Source organism: Mycobacterium sp. 3519A (genome assembly GCF_900240945.1).
In the GTDB taxonomy this organism is placed as follows: domain Bacteria; phylum Actinomycetota; class Actinomycetes; order Mycobacteriales; family Mycobacteriaceae; genus Mycobacterium.
Map to the genome: position 1 here is coordinate 2,018,082 of NZ_OESG01000014.1, position 11,671 is coordinate 2,029,752.

Sequence of the window (11,671 nt, forward strand, 5' to 3'; positions counted from 1 at the left end):
GGTGGCGATACCGTGTCGCAATTGCGGCGCCGAACCGCGGGACGGCGCCCGATTCTGTGACGCGTGTGGTTCGCCCGTCGCCGTGATGGACAGCCACGCCGAGTACAAACAAGTCACCGTGCTGTTCGCCGACGTCGTTCGCTCGATGGACATCGCGGCGTCCGTGGGCCCGGAGCGGCTCCGCGAGATCATGACCGAACTGTTCAATCGCTCGTCGAGGACGGTGCAGCGCTACGGCGGCACCGTGGACAAGTTCACCGGCGACGGCATCATGGCGGTTTTCGGTGCGCCGATCGCGTTCGAGGATCACGCACTGCGCGCGTGCCGTGCGGCGTTGGACGTGCAGAAGGATGCGAAGGGTCTCTCCGCCGAGGTGCAGAGCCGCGACGACGTCGCGTTGCAGCTACGCATCGGACTGAATTCGGGCGAGGTCATCACCGGCGAGATCGGCGCGGGCCCGCTGGCCTACACCGCGGTCGGCGAGCAGGTCGGGATGGCGCAGCGGATGGAGTCGGTCGCGGTGCCTGGCGGTGTGATGGTGAGCGAATCGACGGCGCGGCTGGTCGAAAACAACGCAGTGCTCGGCGAACCGGAACTCGTGCACATCAAGGGCGCCGTGTTGCCGGTGCCTGCACACCGGCTTCTCGGCGTCGCGACCGGCAGGCGAACCGACCGCGCCGAGGCGACGTTCGTCGGCCGGGAGTGGGAGGTGGGAGCGCTCAACGGGCTGCTCGAGCGGGCCGTCAAAGGCAACGGCGCTGTCGTCGGGGTGGTGGGCTCGCCCGGCATCGGCAAGAGCCGCCTTGTCCGCGAAATCGCTTCGCGTGCAACGAATCTTGGCGCAGAGGTGGTTACGGCACACTGCGAGTCGCACACCACCGACGTCCCGTTCCATGCCGCCGCCAGTCTGTTGCGGGCCGCGACCGGCATCGCCGATCTGGATGCCGCTGAGGCCAGGGTACGGATCCGGACGCGGTTCTCCGGAGCGGACGACGACGACCTGTTGATCCTGGAGGATCTCCTCGGCATCGGCGACCCGGAGGCGTCACTCGCGCAGATCGACCCCGATGCCAGGCGGCGGCGAGTGGCGGCGATGGTGAATGCCGCGGCGCTCGCGAGAAGCACGCCGACGGTCTATGTGGTCGAGGATGCGCACTGGATCGACAACATCAGCGAGTCGATGCTCGCGGACTTTGTGGCCGTCGTGCCGCGGACACGGTCGCTGCTGCTGATCACGTATCGCCCTGAGTATGCGGGCGCGCTCGCGCGCATATCCCGGGCGCAGACCATTGCCCTTGAGCCGCTGGATGATTCGCAGATGGCTCAACTCGGTGCCGAGTTGTTGGGCGACGACCGGTCGGTGACCGAACTCGTCGACCTGGTCGCCGACCGTGCGGGCGGCAATCCGTTCTTCGCGGAGGAAATCGTCCGCGACCTCAAGGAGCGGGACGTGTTGATCGGCGGTCGCGGATGCTATCTGTGCGTGGAACCGGCCAGGGAGGTAAGCGTGCCGAGCACGTTGCAGGCTGTGATCGCCGCGCGCATCGACCGTCTCGAGCCAGCCGCGAAGCGGGCGCTCAACGCGGCGGCGGTGATCGGATCTCAGTTCGCCCCGGAAACGCTGACGGCATTGGACATCGAACCGGCACTGGCCGATCTCGTCCAGGCGGAGTTGGTGGATCAGATCGAGTTCGGGCCGACGCCCCGGTATGCGTTCCGGCACGGGCTGATTCGTGCCGTCGCCTACGAGTCACAGCTGAAAGCCGATCGGGCGCAGTTGCACCGACGGTTGGCCGCCACACTTGACCAGAGCGACCAGAATGCACCGATGATCGCGGAACACTACGAGGCGGCAGGCGACGCCCACGCGGCCTATGACTGGCACATGCGGGCCGGTGCTTGGTCGGCGTCGCGTGACATCGGCGCCGCACGGGCGAGTTGGCAACGCGCACAGCAAGTTGCCGATGCGCTACCGCGCGACGATTCGGACCGTCTCGTGATGCGGATCGCGCCGCGGACGAATCTGTGCGCGACGACGTTCCGGTCGGCGGACAGTTTCACCCGTTCGGGGTTCGACGAGCTGCGCGAGTTGTGCGAGGCGGCAGGAGACAAGCGGTCACTCGCCATGGCGATGTTGGGACAGATGTCGGCATCCATGGCCGAGGGTCGGGTGGCCGAAGGCGTACTACTGGCATCCGAGAACGAAGCGCTGCTGGAATCCATTGGTGACCCCGATGCGACGCTCGCGATGTTGTGGGGGCCCTTGGCCATCAAACAGGAAACAGGTCCGATGGCCGATGTGCTGCGGTGGGCCCAGGTCGGCATCGACATCGCCGACGGCGATCCGCTGAGGGGCTCGCTGCTTACGGGGTCGCCGCTGGCGTTGGCCCTGGTGTTCCGTGGGTACGCGCGCTTGTTCCTCGGTATCGTGGGCTGGCACAACGACTTTGACGAAGCCGTGGCGATGGCCCGCGAGCACGACCTACTCACATTCGCCAGCGTGGTGGCGTACAAGTATGCCGCATTGTTCCTGGCCGGCTCGCTGGTCGCCGACGACGGCGCATGGGCCGAAATGGAGGAGGCGTTCCGCGTGGCCCGCGAAATCGGCGATCACAACGCGGTGGGACTGACCACTTACATGTTGGGTGCCGCGTTGGTCGAGACGCGTGCCGACACGTCACGCGGATTGCAGATGCTGGCCGAGCTCCGTGCGATGTGTGACCGCAAACAGTTCTTCAAATCCGAACTTCCCGTCCTCGATCTCCACGCCGCGCGCGAGGACGCACGGGGCGGGAATTTCGACGCTGCGTTCCCGGTGATGCGGGCGGCAATGGACACGCTGTATGACAGCGGCCAGTTCACGTTCTCGATGTGGGCGACAACCGTTCTGGTGATCACGTTGCTCGAGCGTGGCACGGAGGACGATATGGCCGAAGCGCAAACCGCTGTCGAGCGGTTGGCTGCGGCACCCCTCGATCACGTAGCGGTGCGCGACCTCACGCTGCTGCGGTTGCGCGCGCTGCTGGCGCGGGCGCGCGGTGACGCCGCCGCCTACGGCGAACTCAGGGACGGCTATCGGCAGATGGCCGCTGAGTACGGCTATGAGGGCCACATGGCGTCGGCTGCCCAGATGCCCTAGCTCTCCAGCACCGCCATCGCAGCGTTGTGGCCGCCGATGCCCGACACCGCGCCACCTCGACGGGATCCCGAGCCGCACAACATGATCCGGTCGTGTGCCGTCGCGACACCCCACCGCTGCGCCGGGGTTTCCAACGGCTCGTCGTCCGAGGCGAACGGCCACTGCAACGCACCGTGAAAGATGTTGCCCTCGGTCATGCCAAGCGACTGCTCCAGGTCCCACGTCGTCTTCGCCTCGATGCACAACCTGCCCGCCGAGTCCTCCATCAGCACATCTTGAATCGGTTCAGCCAGAACCGAATTCAACGAGTTCAGCGCCGCCGACGTCAATGTGTCCCGCATCCGATCGGGTTCGGCGTTTGCGACCAACTTGTGCGGAGTGTGCAGGCCGAACACGGTCAGCGTCTGCGCACCCGACTCGCGCAGTCGATCCGACAGGATGCTCGGATCCGTCAGCGAATGGCAATAGATCTCGCAGGGCAGCGGTTCGGGCACCAGACCGTGGTCGGCCCGGATGTACGCAGTGTCGAGTTGACTGTAGGTCTCGTTGATGTGGAACGTGCCGCCGAACGCCTGCTCGGGCGTCACGCTGTCGTCGCGCAGTCTCGGCAACCGGCGCAGCATCAGATTGACCTTGATCTGCGCACCGGGCGCCAACGCGGGCTCGGGTTCACCCAGCAGCCTCGCCAGCACCACCGGCGTGACGTTCGCCAACACGTGATCGGCGTGCACCGTGTGCTCATCGCCATCGCGTCGGTAGCGCACCTCACCGCCGGGATCGATCGCGAGAACCTCTGCGCCCGTGACGATTTCGGCACCGTGTCCGGCGGCCGCCGCCGCCAGCGCTCCGCTGACCGCGCCCATCCCGCCGACCGGCACGTCCCAGTCGCCGGTGCCGCCGCCCAACAGGTGGTACATGAAGCAGATGTTCTGCGCCAACGACGGATCGTCGGTGCGGGCGAACGTCCCGATCAACGCGTCGGTGGCCAGCACGCCGCGCACCACATCGTTGGACACCGCCGCGGTGATGGCATGCCCGATCGGCTCGTCGACCATGAACCGCCACGCCTCGTCGTCAGCCACGTGCCGCCGCGCTTCGTCGCGGGTGCGCAGCGGCTGGGTCAGCGTCGGCCACAGCCGTGAGGTCACGACGCGGCAGCGGCGGTAGAACTCGTCGACGCCGGCCTCGTCATCGCCCGCCCCGATCGCCGCGAAGGTCGACTGCGGCCCGATCAGCAGGCCCGTGCGTCCCGCCGTCGAAGGATCGGGCGTATAGGAGGAGTAGCGCCTGCGCACCAACCGCACCCGAGCGCCCAGTTCGTCGATGATGCGCCGCGGCAACAGGCTGACCAGATACGAGTAGCGCGACAGTCGCGCGTCCACGCCGTCGAAGGCATGCGCGGACACCGCCGCGCCTCCGACGTGGTCAAGCCGTTCGAGCACCTGCACCCGACGGCCCGCTCGCGCCAGGTAGGCCGCCGCGACGAGGCCGTTGTGTCCGCCGCCGACAACTATGGCGTCATAGCGCTGGTTCAGTTGAGGTAACCCTCGACCTCATCCGCAGGCCGCACCTTGGCTTCGCGGGGATCGCCTCCGGTGTCGCGCAGCGCCCGCCGCTGCCGCAGCAGGTCCCAGCACTGATCGAGTGCCACTTCCACCGCGCGCAGCCGCTGATGCTCCTCGGATTCGTCGATCTCGTGGTGCTGCAGCTTGTCCCGCAGTTCCTTCTCCTCGGCGACGAGCTTGTTGACCTGAGCGAGAATGTCTTGATCCTTGGTCACGAATCCAGACTACGGTGAGTGCGATGAGTACCAAGCCAGAGATCGAGTTTCCCGACGGGCCTGCGCCGACCGACCTTGTCATCAAAGATCTGGTGGTCGGCGACGGTGCGGAGGCCGTGCCAGGCGGCACGGTCGAAGTGCACTACGTCGGCGTCGAGTACGACACCGGCGAAGAATTCGACAGCTCGTGGAATCGCGGCGAGTCGATCGAGTTCCCCCTGCGCGGCCTGATCCAGGGCTGGCAGGACGGCATCCCAGGGATGAAGGTCGGCGGTCGTCGCCAACTGACCATCCCGCCTGCGCAGGCCTACGGCCCGGCAGGTGGCGGGCACCGCCTCTCGGGTAAGACGCTGATATTTGTCATCGACCTGCTGGCCACGCGCTAGACCTTCGTCGAACGTGAGCTCGTGCGCGAAATTTCTCAATTTTTTCGCGCGCAAGCTCACGTTCGGCGCACCCGCCCGCTAACTAGGGCCGGGCAGCCGCAGCAGCAGCCGCACCCCGCCGAGCGGGCTGTTCTCCAATGAGGCTGTGCCGCCGTGCAATTCGGCCTGCTGCGCAACCAAAGCCAGACCAAGCCCGGAGCCGGACACCGACGCCGTCGAGCCGCGCGAGAACCGCTCGAACACCAGCTGTCGCTCTTCTTCTGGGATGCCGACGCCGTCATCGTCGATCGCGATCTCTACGCCCGCCCGCGAGCTCACCGCCGACAACTGCACCCGCTTCGCGCCGCCGTGTTTGACCGCGTTGGCGATCGCGTTGTCCACGGCAAGCCGAAGACCGGCGGGCAACCCGACGATGATCACCGTCGGCGCAGGCACGAGAGACACGTCGAGATCGGGGTACACCCGCATCGCGTCGTGCGCGGCGCGGTCGAGCAGTTCGGTGATGTCGACCGGGACATGGTCGTCGTAGGTCGACAGTTCGCCCTGGGCCAACCGCTCCAGCGCTCCGAGCGTGGCCTCGATCCGCGACTGGGTGCGGATCACATCGTTGACCACCTCTTTGCGCTGCTCTTCCGGCAGATCCAGGGTGGACAGCACCTCGAGGTTGGTGCGCATCGCGGTCAGCGGCGTGCGCAGTTCATGAGCGGACACGGCGGAGAAATCGCGGGCCGACGCGAGCGCGGCCTTGGTCCGGTCCTGCTCCTTCGAGATGCGTTCGAGCATGCCCTTGACGGCGTCGGCGATCTCGACCGCCTCGGTGGCACCGTGCACTTCGATGGTCGGCGGTTCCTCTGCCGAGTCGATCTGGCCCGTTTGTTGGGCCAGCCGCTTGAACGGTCGCACCGCGAATGTGGCCAGCATCCAACCGAAGATGGTCGACGCGATGATCGCGAACAGGCAGATGATGATCACCCTGCGATGCAGGTTGTTGGTATCGGCGATGGTCGCGTCGTAGGTGTCGCCAACGGCGACCGAAATCGGGCCCTGCGGTCCGCGGATCTCCACGGTGCGCACCCGGTACCGCACGCCGTCGACGTAGGTGTCCTCATAGCCCGGCGCCAACCGGGGTAGTTCGATATCCGAATTCGAGGTCACCTGGCCGTCGCTGCGGCGCACGGTGATGACCGCGTCCTTGTCGTTCGGCGACTTGGGGATCTCGTCGAGACCGCGCGGCAGGAACGGGATCGCGAAGCCCGCCACCTCGTCGAGCCTGCGGTCCAGCCGTTCCTTGCGGTCGTTGGTGATGCCGACCCAGACCACCGCGCCGACGATGAGCACCGGAATCGCCGCCCCGATTGCCGTCGCGACCACCACCCTGGTGCGTAGCGAAGGTGTGCTGCGGAAGATCCGGGACAGCAGGTTCATGCCTACTGCGTCCTCGGGCGATTCGCGCGAGCGCTCATCACTGCGTCCTGAGCACGAACCCCACGCCGCGGACCGTGTGCAGCAGCCGGGGTGCACCGCCGGCCTCCAATTTGCGCCGCAGATAGCCGATGAACACGTCGACGACGTTGGTGTCCGCCGCGAAGTCGTAACCCCACACCAGCTCGAGCAGCTGCGCCCGGGACAGCACCGCGGTCTTGTGCTCGGCGAGCACCGCGAGCAGGTCGAACTCACGCTTGGTCAGGTCGACGTCGGCGCCGTTGACGCGGGCCCGTCGGCCGGGGATGTCCACCTCCAGCGGGCCGACGGTGATGGTCTCCGACGAGAACGTCGCCGTCGCGCCGCGCCTGCGCAGCAGCGCCTTGACCCGCGCCACCAACTCGGCCAGCACGAACGGCTTGACCAGATAGTCGTCGGCGCCCGCCTCCAGCCCGGCCACCCGGTCGTCGACGGAACTGCGCGCTGAGAGCACGCAAACCGGCACGTCGTTGTCCATCGCCCGCAGCGCGGTGACCACGCTGACACCGTCGAGCACCGGCATGTTGATGTCCAGCACGATCGCGTCGGGCCGCGTCTCGGTGGCGCTGCGCAGCGCCTCGGCACCGTCGACGGCCGTCGACACGTCGAATCCGGACAGCCGAAGTCCGCGCTCCAGCGACGCCAGCACGTCGGGGTCGTCATCGACTACGAGCACGCGGGGCGATGCCGCTCCACTGTCCATGCCCGCAATCTTGCCTGAAGACATGCCGGGGATGTGGCAGCCACCCGTTGGACTCGGCATCACCCTTGTGGCGGTCTTGTCACCGCCGTGTCACAGCCAGCTGAACGTTCCCCCGATAGCAAAGCGCTGCTAAACACCCGGTGCTAGCATCTGCGAAATCATGCTCCCGCAGTCTCCCCGTTTGATTGTCGAGCCCGATGACGGCTTGGACCCGGTACGCGAATTCATCAATTCCGCACAGAATTCGCTTCTCATCAAGCAATTCACATTCACCGAGCCGAGCCTGATCGCCGCCGTCATCGACCGCAAGAATGCCGGCGTCGACGTCCGCGTCATGCTCAATGCCGCGCGCTCCGGCGGCGACAGGGCCAACGACGAGACCTTCGAGCAACTCCGCAACGCCGGGGTCGCGGTCAAGTGGTCCAGCTCGAAGTTCTATGTGACGCACGAAAAGTCGATCGTGGTCGACGATAATGTGGCGCTCGTCGCGACCTTCAATTTGATGGAGAAGTATTTCACCCTCACCCGCGACTACGGCGTCATCACCGACAACCCGTATCACGTCGCGCAGATCATCGAGGTATTCAACGCCGACTGGGAAGAGCGTGACTGGAACTGTTCGGCTTATGAAGGCCTGCTGTGGAGCAATTCCAATTCGCGATATCACATGGCGCAATTCATCGACACCGCCACCGAGCGGCTCGATGTGCAGCATCCGAAATATGTCGACGCCGTTATTTTGGAGCGGCTGGCCGCGGCCGCCGATCGCGGTGTGAAGGTGCATGTGCTGTGCGGTGGCAAACACGGCATCAGCGAATGGGATATCCTGGACACCTTCGCGTCGCTGCGGACGTTGAAGCGCTTCGGCGTCAAGGTGCACAAGCAGAAGAACCTGCGGGTGCACGCCAAGCTGATCATCGTCGACGGCCGCCACGCGCTCGTCGGCTCGATGAACATCGACCGCAGCGCCTTCGACCTGCGCCGCGAACTGGGCATCATGACCGACGACCCGGCCATCGTCGGCCGGCTCAAGGCGGTCTTCGACAGCGACTGGGACACCTCTCATCACTACGAGGCGCCGGATCCGCTCGATCCGGCCCAGCACCAGGAGGACGATTTCCCCCACGACCACGACCTGATGCATGAGTGAGGTCGACGCGGGGCCCGGCAGAGTCACGCTGTTCGAACTCGCGTGGACGTTCAACCACATCGCGCTCGCATCGTTCGGCGGCGGGTTGTCCGCCTGGTCGCGGGAGGTGCTCGTCGTCGAGAAGCAGTGGATGGGCGAGGAGGAGTTCCTGTCCGCGATGACGATGTGCCGCATCCTGCCCGGCGCCAATCAGGTCAACATGGCGGTGTTCGCCGGGTCGAAGATGCGCGGTCTGCCCGGCGCGCTCGCCGCGGTGTTCGGGCTGTGCCTGGTGCCGGTCGTGCTGATCATGGTCGCGGCCTTCTTCTACTTCCGGTTCAAGGAGATCCCGGCCGTGAAGGGTGTCCTGCACGGCGCGTCGGCGGCGGCGGTGGCGCTGACGTTGGCGATGGTGATCCAGACCGGCAAGAAGTGCCTGACCGGGCTGGTGCCGGTGTTGCTCTTCGCGGCGGCTTTCGTGCTGAACGGCATTGTGCGCTGGCCACTTCCGGCAGTGCTGGCGATCCTGGCGCCGGTCAGCCTGATCTGGGCGTGGCCGAAGAAGCAGCCCACATGATTCACACCTACCTTCAGGTCGCGGCGCTGTTCGCGTCGCTGTCCCTGCTGTCGATCGGCGGCGGCAACGCGGTGCTGCCCGAGATGCACATGCAGGCCGTCAGGGCTCATCACTGGATGACCGACGGCCAGTTCGCAGACATCTTCTCGATCTCGCAGACCGCGCCGGGGCCGAGCATTCTGATCGTGACGCTGGTCGGGTACGGGGCGGGCCTGACGGTCGGCGGCGTCCCTGGCGCGATCGTCGGTGGGCTGATCGCCACCGCCGCCATGCTGTTGCCTGCGGCGTCGCTGATGTACGCCGTCACGCTGTTCTGGCAGAAGGCGCAGAAGGCGAAGTGGCGGATCGCCGTCGAGAAGGGCTTCGCGCCGCTGACCGTGGGCCTGATCATGGCGACATCGCTGGTGATGAGCCGGGCCGCCGACCACGACTGGCGGGCCTACCTGCTGACCGCGCTGTGCACGCTGATCTTCGTCCGCACCAAGCTGAACCCGCTGCTCGTGGTTTTCGCCGCAGGCGTACTGGGGTATTTGGGCATCGTCTGAGGCAGCGGGAAGCCGTTGACCTCATCAATTGTTGAGGTTCTACGGTGATTTCATGAGTTTTGAAACGGTCGCGCGGCAAAGTCTGTATCGGCAGGTCCGCGCGAGGGGCGGCGACCTGCGCTTGTTGGCCGACCGGGGGTTGCTGCTGCGCATCTGGCGGTTCGCTGGCCGGCACCACCGCAGGTTGGGCGGCTTCGTGGCGGTCAGCGTGGTGGGCGCGATGCTGGGGCTGGCGACGCCTCTGCTGGCGGGCAGGGTCGTCGACGAGATCGGCCGCGGCGCGCTCGGCGCAGTCGTCGCGCTCGCCGGGGTGATCGCCGCGGTCGCGGTGGCCGAGGCGGGCATCTCGTTGGTGACCCGGTGGTTGTCGTCGACCATCGGCGAGGGTCTCATCCTCGACTTGCGCACCGCCGTCTTCGATCACGTGCAGCGGATGCCCGTCGCGTTCTTCACCCGCACCCGCACCGGAGCGTTGGTGAGCCGCCTCGGCAACGACGTGATGGGCGCGCAGCGCGCGTTCTCGGACACCTTCTCCGGCGTGGTCACCAACATCGTCACGCTGACGCTGACGCTCGTGGTCATGCTGAGCATCTCGTGGCAGGTCACCCTGCTGTCGCTGATCCTGATGCCGCTGTTCTTGATCCCGGCCCGCTGGGTCGGGCGCAACATGGCGCAGTTGGCCCGCGAGGCGGCCACCCACAACGCGACGATGAACACCCAGATGACCGAACGCTTTTCGGCGCCGGGCGCGACGCTGGTGAAGCTGTTCGGCAGCCCTGCCACCGAATCGCGCGAATTCGCAGTGCGCGCCGGACGCGTGCGCGACATCGGGGTGCGCACCGCGATGCTGCAGTCGGTTTTCATGAACTCGCTGACGCTGATGTCGGCGCTGGCGCTCGCATTGGTGTACGGGCTCGGCGGAGTGCTCGCGATCGGCGGACATCTACAGACGGGTGCGATCGTGTCGCTGGCATTGCTGCTCACCCGGTTGTACGCACCGCTGACCGCCTTGGCCAACGCGCACGTCGAAATCGCAAGCGCGCTGGTCAGTTTCGAGCGGGTGTTCGAGGTGCTCGACCTGGTGCCGCTGATCCAGGAGAAGCCGAAGGCGGTGGCCATTCCAGACGGTCCCGTCACGGTGGAATTCGACGATGTGCGGTTCTCCTATCCGTCCGCCGAAGCCGTCTCGCTGGCGTCGCTCGAAGAAGTGGCCGAGCTGGACGACCGCGGCGGAGACGAAGTGCTGCACGGTGTTTCGTTCACCGCGCAGCCGGGTCAGATGGTCGCGCTCGTTGGTTCGTCGGGGGCGGGGAAGTCGACGATCGCGTCGCTGCTCGGCCGGCTCTACGACGTCGACGAGGGAGCGGTCCGTTTGAATGGTGTCGACGTCCGCGATGCGACGTTCGCGTCGCTGAAGGACACCGTTGGCATGGTCACTCAGGACGGTCACCTGTTCCACGAGTCGATCCGGTCCAACCTGACGCTGGCCGCGCCCGATGCGACGGACGACGACCTGTGGCGTGCGCTGGACCGGGCCCGCCTCGCCGACGTCGTCGCCGACATGCCCGAGGGGCTGGACACCGTCGTCGGCGAGCGCGGCTACCGGCTGTCGGGCGGTCAGCGGCAGCGGCTCACCATCGCCCGCCTGCTGCTCGGCAGGTCGCGGGTGGTCGTCCTCGACGAGGCGACCGCGTCGCTGGACTCGGCGTCGGAGGCGGCGGTCCAGCAGGCGTTGTCGGAGGCGCTGGCGGGCCGGACGTCGATCGTGATCGCCCACCGGCTCTCCACGGTTCGGGCCGCCGACGTGATCCTCGTCGTCGAGGACGGTCGCATCGTCGAACGCGGCACCCACGACCAGTTGTTGGCCCGGCGCGGGCGGTACGCCGAGCTGTATCAGACGCAGTTCGGTGGCGAAAAGGATTCCGAGGATGTCGTAGCGGCATGAGACGCT

At 66.6% G+C, this 11,671-nt stretch carries 10 protein-coding genes; 6 read left to right on the forward strand and 4 right to left on the reverse strand.

Going from position 1 to position 11,671, the window contains the following annotated elements:
* Window position 1 precedes the first annotated feature (1 nt).
* A complete protein-coding gene (locus C1A30_RS30960) occupies window positions 2–3,139 on the forward strand; it encodes an adenylate/guanylate cyclase domain-containing protein (protein ID WP_369974192.1) in 3,138 nt (1,045 codons plus the stop codon).
* Here the strand turns inward: C1A30_RS30960 and C1A30_RS30965 are convergent.
* Window positions 3,136–4,674, reverse strand: a complete 1,539-nt coding sequence (locus C1A30_RS30965; protein ID WP_101952044.1) for an NAD(P)/FAD-dependent oxidoreductase — start codon at window positions 4,672–4,674, stop codon at window positions 3,136–3,138. The two genes, C1A30_RS30960 and C1A30_RS30965, sit on opposite strands and share 4 nt — an antisense overlap.
* Window positions 4,671–4,919, reverse strand: coding sequence for a DUF2630 family protein (locus C1A30_RS30970; RefSeq protein WP_067805083.1), 249 nt, complete (start codon window positions 4,917–4,919; stop codon window positions 4,671–4,673). The genes C1A30_RS30965 and C1A30_RS30970 overlap by 4 nt, the downstream gene beginning before the upstream one ends.
* Window positions 4,920–4,942: 23 nt before the next feature.
* Between C1A30_RS30970 and C1A30_RS30975 the strand changes: the two genes are divergently transcribed.
* Window positions 4,943–5,305, forward strand: coding sequence for an FKBP-type peptidyl-prolyl cis-trans isomerase (locus tag C1A30_RS30975; protein ID WP_101952045.1), 363 nt, complete (start codon window positions 4,943–4,945; stop codon window positions 5,303–5,305).
* A 78-nt stretch (window positions 5,306–5,383) separates the two neighbouring features.
* Here the strand turns inward: C1A30_RS30975 and C1A30_RS30980 are convergent, their stop codons facing one another.
* Both C1A30_RS30980 and prrA read right to left on the reverse strand, forming a co-directional pair.
* On the reverse strand, window positions 5,384–6,730 hold the full coding sequence (locus C1A30_RS30980; protein ID WP_101952046.1) for a sensor histidine kinase KdpD: 1,347 nt from the start codon (window positions 6,728–6,730) through the stop codon (window positions 5,384–5,386).
* 37 nt (window positions 6,731–6,767) lie between these two features.
* Entirely contained in the window at window positions 6,768–7,478 is a 711-nt protein-coding gene (gene prrA, locus C1A30_RS30985; protein ID WP_200828571.1) for a two-component system response regulator PrrA, read from the reverse strand.
* A gap of 151 nt (window positions 7,479–7,629) precedes the next feature.
* Here prrA and C1A30_RS30990 point away from each other — a divergent pair, with 151 nt between their 5' ends.
* Genes C1A30_RS30990 through C1A30_RS31005 form a run of 4 tightly spaced genes read left to right on the forward strand, consistent with a single transcriptional unit; the run spans window position 7,630 to window position 11,665 of the window.
* Window positions 7,630–8,619: a phosphatidylserine/phosphatidylglycerophosphate/cardiolipin synthase family protein gene (locus C1A30_RS30990; protein WP_101952048.1), complete on the forward strand. Its 990-nt coding sequence runs from the start codon at window positions 7,630–7,632 to the stop codon at window positions 8,617–8,619.
* A complete protein-coding gene (locus C1A30_RS30995; RefSeq protein ID WP_101952049.1) occupies window positions 8,612–9,175 on the forward strand; it encodes a chromate transporter in 564 nt (187 codons plus the stop codon). The genes C1A30_RS30990 and C1A30_RS30995 overlap by 8 nt, the downstream gene beginning before the upstream one ends.
* On the forward strand, window positions 9,172–9,720 hold the full coding sequence (locus tag C1A30_RS31000; protein ID WP_101952050.1) for a chromate transporter: 549 nt from the start codon (window positions 9,172–9,174) through the stop codon (window positions 9,718–9,720). Before C1A30_RS30995 ends, C1A30_RS31000 begins: the two co-directional genes overlap by 4 nt.
* A gap of 52 nt (window positions 9,721–9,772) precedes the next feature.
* Window positions 9,773–11,665: an ABC transporter ATP-binding protein gene (locus tag C1A30_RS31005; protein ID WP_101952051.1), complete on the forward strand. Its 1,893-nt coding sequence runs from the start codon at window positions 9,773–9,775 to the stop codon at window positions 11,663–11,665.
* Window positions 11,666–11,671: the final 6 nt, after the last annotated feature.

Bases quoted from the DNA above. Each gene is read 5' to 3' on its own strand.
- C1A30_RS30975 (WP_101952045.1), top strand. From the start codon at position 4,943: ATGAGTACCAAGCCAGAGATCGAGTTTCCCGACGGGCCTGCGCCGACC.
- C1A30_RS30980 (WP_101952046.1), bottom strand. From the start codon at position 6,730: ATGAACCTGCTGTCCCGGATCTTCCGCAGCACACCTTCGCTACGCACC.
- C1A30_RS30990 (WP_101952048.1), top strand. From the start codon at position 7,630: ATGCTCCCGCAGTCTCCCCGTTTGATTGTCGAGCCCGATGACGGCTTG.
- C1A30_RS30995 (WP_101952049.1), top strand. From the start codon at position 8,612: ATGAGTGAGGTCGACGCGGGGCCCGGCAGAGTCACGCTGTTCGAACTC.
- C1A30_RS31000 (WP_101952050.1), top strand. From the start codon at position 9,172: ATGATTCACACCTACCTTCAGGTCGCGGCGCTGTTCGCGTCGCTGTCC.
- C1A30_RS31005 (WP_101952051.1), top strand. From the start codon at position 9,773: ATGAGTTTTGAAACGGTCGCGCGGCAAAGTCTGTATCGGCAGGTCCGC.